The 15,933-nt window shown below is 62.0% G+C and carries 14 protein-coding genes and 1 pseudogene; 11 read left to right on the top strand and 4 right to left on the bottom strand.

Annotation, left to right across the window (positions count from 1 at the left end; genetic code table 11):
• Positions 1–160: 160 nt before the first annotated feature.
• From AB4O23_RS18290 to xylB, 6 genes are all read left to right on the top strand, one after another.
• The gene (locus AB4O23_RS18290; RefSeq protein ID WP_065879092.1) at positions 161–703 is read left to right on the top strand and encodes a cytochrome b; all 543 of its coding nucleotides are present in this window, start codon (positions 161–163) and stop codon (positions 701–703) included.
• A 166-nt stretch (positions 704–869) separates the two neighbouring features.
• Positions 870–2,402 carry a sugar ABC transporter ATP-binding protein gene (locus AB4O23_RS18285; RefSeq protein WP_017530662.1) on the top strand — a complete coding sequence of 511 codons (1,533 nt, stop codon included), beginning with the start codon at positions 870–872 and terminating at the stop codon, positions 2,400–2,402.
• Complete coding sequence (locus AB4O23_RS18280) at positions 2,395–3,381, top strand: ABC transporter permease subunit (RefSeq protein ID WP_026067484.1); 987 nt, start codon at positions 2,395–2,397, stop codon at positions 3,379–3,381. The genes AB4O23_RS18285 and AB4O23_RS18280 overlap by 8 nt, the downstream gene beginning before the upstream one ends.
• Before the next feature lie 34 nt (positions 3,382–3,415).
• On the top strand, positions 3,416–4,348 hold the full coding sequence (locus AB4O23_RS18275) for an ABC transporter substrate-binding protein (RefSeq protein ID WP_065879090.1): 933 nt from the start codon (positions 3,416–3,418) through the stop codon (positions 4,346–4,348).
• A 31-nt stretch (positions 4,349–4,379) separates the two neighbouring features.
• Positions 4,380–5,381, top strand: coding sequence for a LacI family DNA-binding transcriptional regulator (locus AB4O23_RS18270; protein WP_460150218.1), 1,002 nt, complete (start codon positions 4,380–4,382; stop codon positions 5,379–5,381).
• Between the two features lie 7 nt (positions 5,382–5,388).
• Positions 5,389–6,849 (top strand): xylulokinase, encoded by a 1,461-nt coding sequence (xylB, locus tag AB4O23_RS18265; protein ID WP_065879088.1) that lies wholly within the window; start codon positions 5,389–5,391, stop codon positions 6,847–6,849.
• Positions 6,850–6,920: 71 nt separating this feature from the next.
• On the opposite strand, the gene AB4O23_RS18260 is transcribed toward xylB, so the two are convergent.
• Positions 6,921–7,364, bottom strand: a complete 444-nt coding sequence (locus AB4O23_RS18260) for an Lrp/AsnC family transcriptional regulator (RefSeq protein WP_017530667.1) — start codon at positions 7,362–7,364, stop codon at positions 6,921–6,923.
• Between the two features lie 109 nt (positions 7,365–7,473).
• Between AB4O23_RS18260 and AB4O23_RS18255 the strand changes: the two genes are divergently transcribed.
• On the top strand, positions 7,474–8,376 hold the full coding sequence (locus AB4O23_RS18255; RefSeq protein ID WP_065879086.1) for a DMT family transporter: 903 nt from the start codon (positions 7,474–7,476) through the stop codon (positions 8,374–8,376).
• Here AB4O23_RS18255 and AB4O23_RS18250 read toward each other — a convergent pair.
• On the bottom strand, positions 8,354–10,333 hold the full coding sequence (locus AB4O23_RS18250; RefSeq protein ID WP_017530669.1) for a peptidase U32 family protein: 1,980 nt from the start codon (positions 10,331–10,333) through the stop codon (positions 8,354–8,356). The two genes, AB4O23_RS18255 and AB4O23_RS18250, sit on opposite strands and share 23 nt — an antisense overlap.
• 68 nt (positions 10,334–10,401) lie before the next feature.
• Complete coding sequence (locus tag AB4O23_RS18245) at positions 10,402–10,782, bottom strand: RidA family protein (protein WP_017530670.1); 381 nt, start codon at positions 10,780–10,782, stop codon at positions 10,402–10,404.
• Positions 10,783–11,027: 245 nt separating this feature from the next.
• On the opposite strand from AB4O23_RS18245, the pseudogene AB4O23_RS18240 reads away from it, so the two are divergent.
• Together AB4O23_RS18240 and AB4O23_RS18235 are read left to right on the top strand one after the other, a co-directional pair.
• Positions 11,028–11,747: pseudogene (locus AB4O23_RS18240) on the top strand (PAS domain-containing protein); the annotation flags it as partial.
• Positions 11,748–11,765: 18 nt separating this feature from the next.
• Entirely contained in the window at positions 11,766–12,383 is a 618-nt protein-coding gene (locus tag AB4O23_RS18235; protein WP_460063983.1) for a methyl-accepting chemotaxis protein, read from the top strand.
• A gap of 64 nt (positions 12,384–12,447) precedes the next feature.
• Here the strand turns inward: AB4O23_RS18235 and AB4O23_RS18230 are convergent, their stop codons facing one another.
• Positions 12,448–13,317: an isocitrate lyase/PEP mutase family protein gene (locus AB4O23_RS18230; RefSeq protein ID WP_017530672.1), complete on the bottom strand. Its 870-nt coding sequence runs from the start codon at positions 13,315–13,317 to the stop codon at positions 12,448–12,450.
• A gap of 302 nt (positions 13,318–13,619) precedes the next feature.
• Between AB4O23_RS18230 and AB4O23_RS18225 the strand changes: the two genes are divergently transcribed.
• The gene (locus AB4O23_RS18225) at positions 13,620–14,576 is read left to right on the top strand and encodes an ABC transporter substrate-binding protein (protein ID WP_065879085.1); all 957 of its coding nucleotides are present in this window, start codon (positions 13,620–13,622) and stop codon (positions 14,574–14,576) included.
• A gap of 20 nt (positions 14,577–14,596) precedes the next feature.
• Positions 14,597–15,931 carry an LLM class flavin-dependent oxidoreductase gene (locus AB4O23_RS18220; RefSeq protein WP_065879084.1) on the top strand — a complete coding sequence of 445 codons (1,335 nt, stop codon included), beginning with the start codon at positions 14,597–14,599 and terminating at the stop codon, positions 15,929–15,931.
• Positions 15,932–15,933: the final 2 nt, after the last annotated feature.

Here is a 15,933-nt window from a genome sequence, read left to right as displayed (position 1 = left end):
AGTTGGGAGGAGTATCAGCGGCGTTTCTTAACGAAGTCTGAAGGTGGGAAAAGTCAGCGGTATTGTCGATCTTCAGACTGCCTTAAGACTGTGCAGGCAGGTTGGCGCCGACTTTCCCAGGCCGGACACGGCCTCTACTTCCGCACAAGGTTGCCCTTTCATGAGCGAACATCTGCTGACCCAGCGCTACACACGTCTGTCGATGACCCTGCACTGGCTGATGCTGGCGCTGTTTGTCGGCGTCTACGCCTGTATCGAACTCAAGGGCCTGTTGCCTCGAGGGCACGCGCTCAAGGGGCTGTTGCTGGGCGGCCATGCGCTGTTTGGTCTCGGCATCTTCGCGCTGGTATGGCTGCGTCTGCTGGGCCGCCTCGCGCCGCGCCCGGCCATTTTGCCGCGCCCACCGGCCTGGCAGACCGTCGTGGCGCACCTGATGCACCTGGCGCTGTACGCACTGATGATCGGCACGCCGTTGCTGGCATGGCTGATGCTCAACGCCGCGGGCAAGCCGGTGCCGTATTTCGAATGGGCGCTGCCGTCGCTGGTGGCTGTAGACCCGGACCACGCCAAGCAACTCAAGCACTGGCATGAGTGGCTGGGCAGTACCGGCTACTGGCTGATTGGCCTGCACGCGGCCGCTGGGTTGTTCCACCATTACTGGGTGCGGGATAACACCCTGACGCGAATGCTGCCAAAACGTTAGAAATGCGAAAGTTACGCTTATAGCGCTGGGTGAAACGTTTCTTCTAGCGACAAACGGGCGACGCAAGCGCTTGCGTAAGCAAATGTATCTGAATTAGAGTCGGTGGCAATCGGCTCTGATTCAAAGGGAGCCGACCTACAAAAATAATAAATCCAGGAGCTCACCCATGAGCCTTGAACCCTTGCTCGAGATGCAGGGCATCAGCAAAACCTTCAATGGGTTGCGCGTGCTTAAAAGCGTCGGCCTGAAGGTCTACCCCGGCGAAATCCACGCCTTGATGGGGGAGAACGGCGCCGGCAAATCGACGCTGATGAAAATCCTCTCCGGGGCCTACCAGGCCGATCCCGGCGGCGAAATCCGCATCGGTGGCCAAGCCATCGCCACCTATAACCCCGCCACCGCCAAAGCCCTCGGCATCGCCGTGATCTATCAGGAATTGAGCCTGTGCCCGAACCTGAGCGTGGCCGAGAATATCTACCTGGGCCGTGAACTGCGGCGCGGCTGGACCATCGACCGCAAGGGCATGCAGGACGGTTGCAAGGAGGTGCTGCAACGCTTGGGCGCGGAATTCACCGCGGCGACCAAAGTCAGCAGCCTGTCGATTGCCGAGCGTCAGTTGGTGGAAATCGCCCGCGCCCTGCATGCCCACGCCAGGATCCTGGTGATGGACGAACCCACCACACCGCTGTCGTCCCGCGAGACCGACCGGCTGTTTGCGCTGATCAAACAACTGCGCGGCCAGGGCCTGGCGATTATCTATATCAGCCACCGCATGGCCGAGATCTATGAGTTGTCCGACCGGGTTTCGGTGCTGCGTGACGGCCAGTACATCGGCGAGTTGACCCGCGACGCGTTGTCGGCCGAGGTGCTGGTGAAAATGATGGTGGGCCGCGACCTGTCCGGTTTCTATAAAAAGGAACACGCCGCCTACAACCCCGGCAACGTAGTGATGCGTGTGCGGGACATGGCCGACGGCAAGCGCGTGCGCAACTGCAGCTTTGATTTGCACGGCGGTGAAGTGCTGGGCATCGCCGGCCTGGTGGGGGCAGGGCGCACGGAGTTGGCGCGGCTGATCTTCGCCGCCGACCCGCGTACTAGCGGCACCCTGGAAGTGGTGGGCAAGACCGTCACCCAACTGCGCACCCCGGCCGATGCGATCCGCGCCGGCGTGGTGTACCTCACCGAAGACCGCAAAGCCCAGGGCCTGTTTTTGGACATGAGCGTGGCCGACAACATCAACGTCTGCGCCTGTGTGCCGGATGCGCGTGCCGGCGGCGTGCTCGACCTTGGCCACGCGGCGCAACGCGCGAATGAGGCGATCAAATCGCTGTCGATCCGCGTGGCGTCGGGCAAGGTCAATGTGGGCGCGTTGTCCGGCGGCAACCAGCAGAAGGTGTTGCTGGCGCGGCTGCTGGAGGTCAAGCCGCATGTGCTGATCCTCGACGAACCCACGCGGGGCGTGGACATCGGCTCCAAGTCCGAGATCTACCGCATCATCAATCAACTGGCCCAGGCCGGTGTCGGCATTGTGGTGATCTCCAGCGAGCTGCCGGAGATCATCGGCACCTGCGACCGGGTGCTGATCATGCGCGAAGGCCAATTGGTGGCCGAAGTGGGCGGGGCCTCGGGCCACGCTATTTCCCAGGAACGTATTATTGACCTCGCCACCGGTGGCGATCAGGTGGTTGCCAATGGCTGATTCGATGATTGCAACAAAACAAACAATAGGCAGGGCAGAGCGCGCACGTGAACTGATGCGCACAGTGGGCATGTTGCCGGTGCTGGTGTTGTTGCTGGTGGGCTTTGCCCTGGCCAGCGAAAACTTCCTGACCATGCAGAACCTGTCGATCATCACCCAGCAGGCCTCGGTCAACGTGGTGTTGGCGGCGGGCATGACCTTTGTGATTCTCACGGCGGGCATCGACCTGTCGGTGGGGGCGATTCTGGCGGCGTCGGCGGTCGTGGCGTTGCAGGCCTCTATGTCGCCGCAATTCGGTATGTTCGGGATCGCCGCCGGGATTGGTTTTGGCCTGTTGCTGGGCTTGGTCAACGGCGGGTTGATCGCCTTTATGCGGCTGCCGCCGTTTATCGTCACCCTCGGCGCCCTTACCGCCATGCGTGGCTTGGCGCGCCTGTTGGCCGACGACAAGACGGTATTCAACCCCGACTTGCCGTTTGCCTTTATCGGCAATGACTCGATCTTAGGGGTGCCGTGGCTGGTGGTGATCGCCGTGGCGGTGGTGGCGCTGTCGTGGTTCATCCTGCGGCGCACGGTGATGGGCGTGCAGATCTATTCGGTGGGCGGCAACCCGGAAGCGGCGCGTCTGTCGGGCATCAAGGTGTGGAAGGTGCTGCTGTTCGTCTACGCCATGTCCGGTGCATTGGCCGGGCTCGGCGCGGTGATGAGCGCCTCGCGCCTGTTCGCCGCCAATGGCCTGCAATTGGGACAATCCTATGAGCTGGATGCGATTGCCGCGGTGATCCTCGGCGGCACCAGCTTTACCGGCGGCGTCGGCACCATCGGCGGCACGCTGATCGGCGCGCTGATTATCGCGGTGCTCACCAATGGCCTGGTGCTGCTGGGGGTGTCGGATATCTGGCAGTACATCATCAAGGGCATCGTGATCATTGGCGCGGTGGCGCTGGATCGTTATCGCCAGTCTGGTGCGCGTACCTGATTTCACTCATACAACAATCACAAGAGAGACCCGCATGAACTTCAAACGCATATTTCCCGTTGTTGCTTTGGCTGCCCTGATGTCCCAAGCCGTCGAAGCGCGTGAACTCAAGGCCCTTGGCATCAGCATGGGCTCGCTCGGCAACCCGTATTTCGTGACGCTGGCCGACGGTGCAACCGCTCGCGCCAAAGAGCTGAATCCCAACGTCAAGGTCACTTCAGTGTCCGCCGACTATGACTTGAGCAAGCAGTTCTCACAGATCGATAACTTCATCTCGTCCAAGGTCGACTTGATTCTGATCAACGCCGTCGACCCGTCCGCGATGGCCTCGGCGATCAAGAAAGCGCGGGACGCCGGTATCGTGGTGGTGGCCGTGGATGTGGACGCCAAGGGGGTGAACGCCACGGTGCAGACCGACAACGTGGAAGCCGGCAAGCTGGCCTGCCAGTTCCTGGTGGACAAACTCTCGGGCAAAGGCAATGTGATTATCCAGAATGGCCCGCAGGTGACCGCCGTGACCGACCGTGTCAAAGGCTGTAAAGCCGCGCTGGCCGGGGCGCCGGAGATCAAGGTGCTGTCCGACGACCAGGACGGCAAGGGCTCGCGTGAAGGCGGCTTGAACGTGATGCAGGGTTACCTCACGCGCTTCCCGAAAATCGACGGCCTGTTCGCGATCAACGACCCGCAGGCCATCGGCAGCGACCTGGCGGCCAAGCAGCTCAAGCGCAGCGGCATCATCATTACCTCGGTAGACGGTGCGCCGGATATCGAGAACGCCCTGAAGACCGATACGCAGATCCAGGCCTCCGCCAGCCAGGACCCGTGGGCCATGGCCCAGACCGCAGTGAGCGTGGGCAACGACCTGCTCAACGACAAAGCCCCAGCCGAAGCGGTGACCCTGCTGACGCCAAAACTGATCACCCGCGACAACGTCGGCACGTACAGCGGCTGGTCGAGCAAGCATTGATCCCGCTGCGTTGACAGAGAGGAGCAGCGCCATGGTCACCATGGACGACGTGGCAAGCCGGGCGGGGGTGTCGACGTCGACCGTGTCCCATGTGCTGAACGGCACCCGCAAAGTCAGCCCGGCTACGGTGCTGGCGGTGCAGCAGGCGATCCAGGCGTTGGGGTACATTCCCAATACCCTGGCGCGCTCGCTGGCCCGTTCCAGCACCAACACCATCGGCGTGGCGATCTCGGCGCTGTCCAACCACTACTTCAGCGAAACCGTGCACGCGATTGAAACCGAGTGCGCCAAACACGGTTACATGATGCTGTTTGTCGACACCCATGACGACCCGGAGCAAGAGCTGAGGGTGGTCACGGCGCTGCATCATCGGCGGGTCGACGGCATTGTGCTGGCGCCGTCGAACGGCTCATTGGCCTTGGAATATCTGCGGACCAACGAGATTCCGGCGGTGTTGGTGGATCGGATGATGAGCGAGCAGTTCGATCAGGTCGGGGTGGAGAATATCCAGCCCACCCAGGCCCTGATTGAGCACCTGATTGCTCACGGGCATCGACGTATCGGGTTTATCGCCGGGCGCGGCGGGTTCAGCACCACCGATGAGCGGGTGGCCGGTTATCGTGCGGCGTTGCAGGCGCAGGGGCTGGCGTTCGACGCGCAGTTGCTGGTCAACGGCGGCTCCAATACCGAGCCGGCACGCCAGGCCACGGTGCAACTGTTGGGGCTGGCATCGCCACCCACCGCGATCATGGCCGGTAATAACCTGATGACACTCGGCGCGATGCATGCCCTGCGAGACGCGCACATTGAGGTGCCGGGGCAGATGGCCCTGGTGGGGTTTGATGATTTTGAATGGGCCGATTTTTTCGTGCCGCGCCTCAGCCTGATCGCACAGCCGGTCAAGGCGCTGGGGGCGCGCGCCGTCGACCTGTTGCTGCACCGCATGGCATCGCCCGACGCCCCGCCGCAAAGCGTGCGCCTGGCACCGACCCTGCAATTACGTAACTCCTGTGGCTGTTCGAAATTGGAATAACACGTCTATGAACTGTCCTGTTTCCCTTGGCATTGACCTGGGTACCTCCGAACTCAAAGCCATCCTCATGGGCCTGGATGGAACCGTGCTGGCGCACACCGGCGTGCGCTTGAGCGTGTCGCGGCGCCATAGCGGCTGGTCCGAGCAGGCACCGGAGGACTGGTGGCAGGCCTGTCTGCAGGCGCTGGAGCAATTGCGCGGCCATGAAGCGTTTGCCCGCGTGGCGTGTATCGGCCTGTCCGGGCAAATGCACGGTGCGGTGTTATTGGGCGCTGACGACCGCGTGCTGTACCCGGCGATTCTGTGGGACGACTCGCGCGCCGTCGCCGAGGCCGAACAGTTGGGGCCTGAATTGGCCGAAGTGACCGGCAGCCTGCCCATGGCCGGGCTCACCGCGCCCAAGCTGCTGTGGCTGCAACGCCATGAGCCGGAGGTGTTCAACGCCCTCGACTGCGTGCTCTCGCCCAAGGATTACCTGCGCTTGCGGCTGTGTGGCGAACGCATCAGCGAGATGTCGGACGCCGCCGGCACGCTGTGGCTGGATGTGGCGCGGCGCGACTGGTTCACGCCCATGGTGCGCGCTACCGGCCTTGAACCCGCGCAGTTGCCCAGGTTGGTGGAGGGCGGTGCGGCGAGTGCCGAGGTTACCCTGAACGGGTTGGGTTTACCCGCCAAAGTGGTGATTGCCGGCGGTGGCGGTGACAACCCGGTGGCCGCCGTGGGCATCGGTGCAATCAATGCCGGTGATGGTTTCATTACCCTGGGCACCAGCGCGGCGATTGTGGCGATTACCGACCACGCCGCCGGCAACCCGGCGAGTGCGGTGCACAGCTTCTGCCATGCGTTGCCCGACCGCTGGTACACCATGGGGGCCATGCTCGCCGGTGCCAGTTGCCTGCGTTGGGTCACACGGCTCACGGGCACGGCCGATGAACAGGCGCTGCTGGAGCAGGTGCAGGCGCAGTTGCCGATCGGCCAACCCGTGCCGCTGGGCACACCGCTGTTCTTGCCCTACCTGGCCGGGGAGCGCACGCCGCATAACGATCCCCTGTTGCGGGGCGGCTTTATGAACCTGGGGCATGACTGCACCCCGGCGATGCTCGGGTATGCGGTGATGGAAGGCGTGGGTTTCGGCCTGCTGGATGCACTGCGCGCGGTGCAATCGGCCGGTGCCGACGTGACAGCCTGCGCCCTGGTAGGCGGCGGTGCCCGCAGCGGGTACTGGGCGCAGTTGTTGGCCAATATCCTCCAGCGAGACATTTTTACCTTGCACGGCAGCGAATTGAGCGCGTGCATCGGCGCGGCGAAGCTGGGGTTTATGGCGATTGGGCAAGGCGCGGAGTTGCTGGCGGCGGGCATGCCGGTCAAGGCGCGGTATAAGCCAGACCTGACGCAGCAGCCGGTGTTGGCGGCGCGCTATCGCAAGTTCCAGGGGTTGCTGAGCGCCGCAAAGAGCCTTCACGACTAACCACCGGTGGTAGCCTCAATGCCGCTCAGCTAAACGCAAGCCCCCTCCCACAGAAGCCGGTTTGTTCCCGTTCAGTCGCTGGCCAGCGGCGGCAATCGCCGTTTTACCGGGGTTTTCTTGACGATGGCGGTGTTGGTTTCGGCGTAGGCATTGAGCCGGTCGAGCAGGCTGTCGAGGTGGTCCATGGTGCGCACATGCAAACGCGCGATGAAGCAGTCGTCGCCCGTCACCTTGTCGCATTCAGTGAACTCGGGAATCGCCTGGATCTGGCGTTCCACTTCCTGCAATTTTCCCGGCAGGGGGCGGATGCGCACGATGGCTTGCAGCAGGTAGCCGAAGTGACTGGGGTCGATATCGACGGTGTAGTGGGTCAACACGCCGCGTTCTTCCAGGCGGCGCAGGCGCTCGCCCACGCTGGGCGAAGACAGCCCGGTGATCCCCGCAAGCGCCTTGAGGGACAAACGTGAGTCGTCCATCAAGGCGGCGATCAGTTGTTGGTCGATGGTGTCGATCATGGGATTGGCCTAATAAGAAAAGGTGATTTAAACGTTTTGCCTTTTTTAGTCGCTGGAGCCGCTGCCGAACAGATTGCCATAATTGAGCCTCACTTGAGGAGCATCAATCATGGATTCATCCATCCGTCGCGGTTCGTGGGAAATGGTCGCCGCCATGCTGATTTCCGGCACCATTGGCTGGTGTGTGCTGGTGTCGGGCGTGTCGGTGATCGAGGTGGTTTTCTGGCGCTGCGTGATCGGTGGGCTGACGCTGCTGATCGTGTGCGCGTTGCTGGGCTACCTGCGCCTGGATTTGCTCAGTTGGGCCAAGCTTGGGTTGGCGATGCTCAGTGGCGTGGCCATTGTCGGCAACTGGTTGCTGTTGTTTGAATCGTACTCGCGCGCGTCCATCGCCATCAGCACGGCGGTGTATAACGTGCAGCCGTTCATATTGGTGATGCTGGCGGCGCTGTTGCTGGGTGAAAAAATCACCGTGCAGAAGCTGGCGTGGCTGAGTGTGGCGTTTCTCGGGATGCTGGCGATTGTCACCGCCCATGGCGAGCAGCAGAGCGGGGGCGGGGATTACCTGACGGGGATTGCGCTGGCCTTGGGGGCGGCGTTTCTGTATGCGCTGGCGGCGCTGATCATCAAGCGCTTGAAGGAAGTACCGCCGCACTTGATGGCGCTGATCCAGGTGGTCACCGGCGCGTTGCTGCTGGCGCCGCTGGTGCCGTGGAACAGCCTGCCGGCGGCGGGCAATGCCTGGGCGGCATTGGTCACGCTGGGGGTGGTGCATACCGGTTTGATGTATGTGTTGCTGTACGGCGCGATCCAGAAACTGCCGACGGCCATCACCGGCGCGCTGTCGTTCATCTACCCGATTGCCGCGATCCTGGTGGACTGGGTTGCCTTCGGCCATCGCCTGGGCTGGCTGCAATGGCTGGGGGTGGCGGCGATTCTGCTGGCGGCGGCGGGGTTGCAGCGGGGCTGGTGGTGGCCCCGCTCGAACGTCAGTGCGTACCCTGGAAGATGATGTTTTGCGGGTTGAAGTGCTCCACGGCGCTGCCCGGCTGCGGCAACCCAAGGATATGCCCCTTGATCTTGCCCACCACGTGCATCTCGCACGGTTTGCAATCGAACTTCAGCGTCAGTACCTCGTCGCCGTGGATCAACTGCATCGGTGCCACCTTGGTCTTCACCCCGGTCACACCCTTGGCCTGTTTAGGGCACAGGTTGAACGAGAAACGCAGGCAGTGCTTGGTGATCATCACCGGCACTTCGCCGGTTTCTTCATGGGCTTCGAACGCCGCGTCGATCAGCTTGACGCCGTGACGATAGTAGAAGTCGCGGGCCTTCTGGTTGTAGACGTTGGCCAGGAACGACAGATGCGCTTCCGGGTACACCGGCGGCGGCGTGGTCTCGGCCTTGCGCCCGCCACGCGGATGCGCTTTGACGCGGGCGGCGGTCAACGCTTCGATCACTTCGCGACGCAGCGCCTTGAGCTGCGAGTTGGGAATGAAGAACGCCTGTGGCGCATCCAGCTCGGTGCGGGTGGCGTGGTACTCGGTGGTGCCGAGCTGGCCAAGCAGATCACGCAGGGTATCCAGCGCCTGTTCAGGCTTGTTGGCCACGCCGAACGGGCCGGGCAGGGCGACGCTGGCACTGATGCCTTCTTCGCTGGTCGCCGTGATTTCCAGCTGGTCTTCACGCAGGCGCGCTACCCACGCCAGGCCGATGCGGCGCTCGGCGGAGGTCTTGAGCAGCGCCTGTTGCCAGTTGTGATCCAGGTTGCGGTTGAGCGGGTGATGCGGGCGCAGTTGGTGCAGGCCTGCGGGCATTTCGTTCGGCTCGACGCGGTAGCGGTAGCGCTTCTGGCCGTCTTCTTCGAATTCACCTTTGGCTTGTGCAATGTTGGCGCGAAAACCCACGACTTCACGCTTGACCAGCACGTTCAAGCCATCGCCGTTGGACAGCGGCTCATGGGTGACCACTTGCAGGTCGCGCTTGCCGGCTTTTTCCACGGTACCCACCGGCAGGCCGGTAAAGGTCGGGGTGTCGAACGCGCCGATGTCGATCTTGCGGTCGGTGACGAAGTAGTCGGTGCTGCCCCGGTGGAAGGTTTTTTCCGGGTCGGGCAGGAAGAAATGCGCGGTACGGCCGCTGGACGCACGGGCCAGGTCCGGGCGGTCTTCGAGGACGTCGTCGAGGCGCTGGCGGTAATAGGCGGTGATGTTTTTCACATAGCCCATGTCCTTGTAGCGGCCTTCGATCTTGAACGAACGCACGCCGGCTTCGACCAAGGCGCGGATGTTGGCGCTCTGGTTGTTGTCCTTCATCGACAGCAAGTGTTTTTCAAAGGCCACGACGCGGCCCTGGTCGTCTTTCAAGGTGTATGGCAGGCGGCAGGCCTGGGAGCAGTCGCCACGGTTGGCGCTGCGGCCGTTTTGCGCGTGGGAGATGTTGCACTGCCCGGAGAACGCCACGCACAGGGCGCCGTGGATAAAGAATTCGATGGCGGCATCGGTCTCGTCGGCGATGGCGCGGATCTCTTGCAGGTTCAGCTCACGGGCCAACACCAGCTGGGAGAAGCCGGCCTGATCGAGGAACTTGGCCCGGCCCAGGGTACGAATGTCGGTCTGGGTGCTGGCGTGTAGCTCGATGGGCGGAATATCCAACTCCATGACACCGAGGTCTTGCACGATCAACGCGTCGACACCGGCGTCGTAGAGCTGATGGATCAGCTTGCGCGCGGCTTCCAGTTCGTTGTCATGCAGGATGGTGTTGATGGTGGTGAATACGCGCGCATGGTAACGACGCGCGAATTCGACCAGTTGGGCGATGTCGCTCACCTCGTTACAGGCGTTATGGCGCGCGCCGAAGCTCGGGCCGCCAATGTAGATGGCATCGGCGCCATGCAGGATGGCCTCGCGGGCAATGGCGACATCGCGGGCAGGGCTGAGCAGTTCCAGGTGATGCTTGGGCAAGGACATAGTTTTTAGTCAGGCTTGTCACGGTTGAGGCGCGCATTGTAGCTGTGAAATGCCTGACCGGCATCCACTCAGGCCTTGGCCGCCATCGCGGTGACTTCCACCCGCATGCCTTCCACCGCCAGCGCCGCCACGCCAACCGCCGCACGCACGGGCCAGGGCTTGGCGAAGAAGCGTTTGTAGACTTCATTGAAGGCGGCGCGATCAGCCATGTCGGTCAGATAAATGGTCAGGTGCATGACCCGGTCCATGGTGCTGCCGGCCTTTTCCAAGGCAACTTTGAGCGCTTGCAGGGTGCATTCGCTTTGCAGGGTGATATCGCCCAGCTCCAGGCTGCCGTCGGCGCGGGTCGGGATCTGGGTGGAGACCAGGATGCCGTTGAAGCCGATCACGTCGCTGGAAATGGAGTCGGCATCAGGATCGGGGGTGTAGGACAGGTCGTGGTTGGCCATGGGCGCCTCTCATTGGCAGGAACGGAAAGGCGCCATGGTCCCCGAAAATAACCGCAGGGGCAAACCGCGGCTTATGCCCAGCAGCGGCTGGCGTCGCTTGCGCAGCCGCAGAAATCGCCTTGAACACCCACTTCAATCACGGTTATTTGACGCCAGAAAATAAACCGTAAAATCCCGTAAAGTCCCGTATTCCGACGCCGATAGCCCTATAAGAAATAGGTTCTTTGCGCGGCTGAGGGTACGTCATGTTCAACACAACACTCAAAACAGAACTGGCGGCCAGGACGGCCGAAGTCACCGAATACAAAGGACTGATATCGGCACTCGGACGCTCCATGGCCGTGGTCGAATTTGACCTCAATGGCAAGGTGCTGACCGCCAACGACAACTTCCTGAAAACACTGGGCTACAGCCGCGACCAGTTGGCCGGCAAGTCCCACCGTGACTTCTGTTTGCCGGCGCTGACCAGCAGCCCGGCCTACGGTCAGTTCTGGAGTGAGCTGAAGGCCGGCAAGTTTGTGTCGGGTACGTTCAAGCGCGTCGATTCCCATGGCCGCACGGTGTGGCTGGAAGCCAGCTACAACCCGGTGCTGGATGAACGAGGCCAGGTGTTGAAGGTGGTCAAGTACGCCCTCGACGTCACCGCCAAAGTCGAGCAGGAAGCCGCAACCCGCAGCAAGTTGACCGCGCTTGACCGCGCCATGGCGGTAATTGAATTCGACTTGAACGGCCAAGTGTTGGATGCCAATGACAACTTCCTGAACGTGATGGGCTATTCGCTGACCGAGCTCAAAGGCAAACATCACCGCATGTTTTGCGAGCCGGCGCTGATCAACAGCAGTGAGTATTCGGACTTCTGGCGCCGCTTGAACAACGGCGAATTTTTCACCGGGCAATTCAAGCGCATCGGTAAACATGCGCGCGTGGTGTGGCTGGAAGCCAGTTACAACCCGGTCTATGACGGCGACGGCAAGCTGCTCAAAGTGGTCAAGTTCGCCAGCGACATCACCGAACGCGTGGAAAAATTCGAGGAAGACTCACGCGGCGCCTCGCGGGCCTACCATATTTCATCCGAAACCGAGCGTTTCGCCGAGCACGGTACCCAGGTGATCCATGAAACCGCCACGGAAATGCGCCGCATTGCCGAGAATATCGGCGCCTCGGCGCGTCTGGTTGGCCAGTTGGGTGATCGCTCCGAACAGATCACGGCCATCGTCAACACCATTCGTGGCATCGCCGACCAGACCAACCTGTTGGCGCTCAACGCGGCCATCGAGGCGGCGCGGGCGGGTGACCAGGGGCGTGGTTTTGCGGTGGTCGCCGATGAAGTGCGGCAACTGGCCGGGCGCACCAGCCGTTCTACCGCGGAAATTGCCGAGATGATCGGCATGATCCTCTCGGAAACCCGCGACGCGGTCGCCAGCATGAGCGCCACCCAGGAGGGCGCGCAGCGCGGTGTCAACCTTGCGGATCAGGCGGGATCGGTGATCCTGCAGATCCGCACCAGCACCAGCGACGCGGTGCAGGCGGTGAGCATGTTCGCGTCGAAGCTCGATGAGTCCGAGGTTATTCCCAAGACGGCGGTCGGTTGGGTTGGCTAAGCCGGCAAGCCAAGCGGCTTGAGGAAGAGGGGCAGAGTGATTCTGCCCTCGCTTCACGCAGGGTTTACTCTTTTACATCCATGAACTCTTCGGCCCAGGCCACATAGCTTTCCGGCAAGGTGTAGGTGTGGGTCAGCTCGGTAGCGCTCAGGTTCGAAGTGCTATGGGTCAACTGACGCTGGGCACGCAGGCTGTCATAGGTGGCCTTGATCGCCGCGAAGTAAGCGCCATGGCCCGCGACCACCACGCGTACGCCCAGGTCTGCCAGGCGCTGGGCGTCATGGAGTTTGGGGTTGCCATAGGTCACCAGCATCAGCGGCACGGTGAGCTTTTCTGCGATCTTCTCCAGATGCTCGAAATCGCTGACACCCACCATGCAAATCCCATCGGCGCCAGCTTGCTGATACGCCAAGGTGCGCTCGATCACCGCCTCGGTCGGCAGCACGCCTGCGTGAGTACGGGCAATGATCGACAGCTCTGAATCGACGCGGGCTTCCAAGGCCGCCCGGACTTTGCCGATGCCTTCCTCAACCGAAATCAAGTCGGTGGATTTGCGCCCGAATTGCGCCGGCAGCAAGGTGTCTTCAATCGTCAGCGCGGCCACACCGGCACGTTCCAGCTCTTCGACGGTGCGCATCACGTTGAGGGCGTTGCCGTAGCCGTGGTCGGCGTCGGCGATAAAGGGCAGTTGCGCCACACGACCGATTCGGGTGGCCTGCTCAACGAACTCACTCAGTGTGATCAGCGCAAAATCGGGCGCCGCCAATACCTGCAACGAGGCAACAGAGCCACCCAGGATGCCCACCTCGAAACCCAGGTCGGCGGCGATACGCGCGGACATCGGGTCGAATACGGAGGCGGTTTCAACGCACGCAGGCGTTGCAAGCAGTTCACGGAAGTTGCGGCGCAACGCTGAGTGAGATTTTTTGGACATGTTCTTTCCTGGCTCTGGTCATCGTCGAGTGACGATCAATGTCTATTCGTGGTGGCGCGAGATTACCACGCAGGCGAACCGGGGATTATGACGTTTGAGCATGAGGCATGCGGCTGGCACATGGAACCGACGGGGCTAAAAATACGCTTATGACATTATTATAGAATTACGTTATGCATTATCAGTATTTTACACGCCCGACGCCCGGCCCCATCGTATGCGGCTGACTACCCCTTTGAACAGTGCCGAGACCGTACGCGCGGATCGACTTGAACTGCCTGACAAGGCATCTGGAGACGAGCGTGCGTTACCTGACAAAACTCGCGGCCGGGTTGGCCGGCCTGCTGCTGTGCCTGAGCGCGACCGCGCAAACACTGGTGGTGGGCGATCAAAGCTACAACGCCCAGGCCGTGATGGAAGCCGCAGGCGTACTGGACGATCTGCCTTATACCCTTGAATGGAAGCAATTCACCGCAGGCTCGCCGGTGGCCGAGGCACTCAACGTCGGCAGCCTCGACATCGGCTTGCTGGGGGATGCGCCGGTGCTGTTTTTGGGGGCTTTAGGTGCACCGATCAAGGTGATCGCCGTCAGCCGGCAAAACCTCGACGGCGTGGCCATCCTGGTAAAAAAGGACTCGTCGATCCACAGCCTCGCGGACCTTGCAGGCAAGCGTGCGGCGATCTGGAAAGGCTCCTGGAGCCAGCAGTTGTTGCTGACCGCGCTGGATAAGGCGGGCGTGCGCCCAGACGCGTTGGAACTGCGCTATCTCAGCGCGCTGGATGCCTCCCATGCATTGGAAGGTGGGTCGGTGGACGTGATCGCGACGTGGGAGCCTTACGTCACCCAACAGGAACGCCAAGGCGCGCGGGTTCTCGCGACGGCTGAAGGGCTGATTCCCGCCCAGAGTTTCATTGCGGCCAACGCCAAGGCCATCGACACCAAACGTGCGCCCATCAGCGATTTTCTTCAGCGCCTGAAGAAAGCGCGCGACTGGGCTCGCCAGCATCCCGCCAACACAGACGCTTATGCCGATGCCTGGGCCAAACGCACCCGGGCGGATGCCGACATTGCACGTGTCTGGTTTGCCCGGGCACGCACAACGGTCGAGCCGCTGACAGCCCAGTCTCCTGTAGAGGCACAAAAAACCGTGGACTTTTTTGCCGGCCAAGGGCTGGTCAAGCCTTATGCGGCGGCCAGTTTATTCGACGATTCATTCGCCGCGTCCTTGCAACCCGTCGTCGCCAAGACCCAGCCCTGAACACCGAGGAATGCCCCCACATGATGAAAAGACAACTGAAACTCGGGGCCTTGACGATGGGCTGCGGCGGGCCAGGCCGCCACAATCTGTGGCTTGACCCTCAACTGCCGGCCGATGCCAGCGTTAACGTTGACTGGTATATCGACATCGCGCGCCAGGCCGAAGCGGCATTGTTCGACCTGGTGTTTATTGTCGACAGCCAGTTCATCACGCCGGGATCGCCGTCGCACTACCTGAACCGGCTCGAACCGCTGACACTGTTGTCCGCGCTGGCGGTCAGCACCCGCCATATAGGCTTGGTCGGTACGCTGACCACCTCGTATAACTCGCCGTATAACGTCGCGCGGCGTCTGGCCTCTCTGGATCTGATCAGCAAGGGCCGCGCCGGCTGGAACGTGGTGACCAGCGGAGATGCGGGCACGGCGGGCAATTACAGCCGCGACGAGCATTATGATTACGACACGCGCTACGGCCGTGCCGCCGAACACGTTCAGGTGGTGCAAGGGTTATGGAACTCTTATGAGGACGATGCGTTCGTGCGCGACCGTGCCACGGGGCAGTTTTTCGACCCGAGCAAGCTGCATAGCCTGAACCACCGGGGCGAGCACTTTTCGGTGGTGGGCCCGCTGAATATCCAGCGCTCACCCCAAGGCCAGCCGGTGATATTCCAGGCCGGTGATTCAGCGCAAGGTCGCGACCTGGGCGCCGCCACGGCCGATGTGATCTTCACCCACGCCGCCAGCATCGAGCAGGGCCAGGCTTTCTACCGGGAGGTAAAGGGCAGGGCAGTGCAGCTTGGTCGCGACCCGGAACAACTGCTGGTTATGCCGGGCGCGGAAATCTACGTCGGCGACACGGACGAGCATGCGCGGGAAATCGAGCAGCATTACCATCAGGCCGATCACAGCTTTGAACTGGCGCTGAAGGAGTTCGGGCGTAATTTCGGCTGGCATGACTTCAGCCAGTACGACCTCGACGCAGCGTTTCCCCAGCAGAGCCTGGAGGCCGCCCGCAGCAGCTTTTTTACCGCCGCCAAGCGCATTGCAGACCAGGCTCGCGAGAAAGGCTTCACGTTGCGCCAGGCGGTTGAATTCGGTCGACAACTGCGTCCGGGCGCCTTCGTGGGGTCGGCGGACACGGTCGCGCAGAAAATGGCGGATTGGTTCGAGGCGCGGGCGGTGGATGGCTTCAATGTTTACATTGGGCACCCGGAACAATTCAATCGCTTTACTGAACAGGTCATACCGTTGTTACAAGCGCGTGGCGTGTATCGCACGGCGTATGAAGGAACGACGTTGCGCGAGAGCTTGGGGCTGGACATTCCCAGGTTCAAGCGCAACGGGTTGCCGAATTGAGC

The organism is Pseudomonas sp. H2_A10 (genome assembly GCF_054680085.1).
The sequence above is the reverse complement of the archived record's forward strand: the minus strand, read 5'-3'. Positions and strand labels throughout refer to the sequence as shown.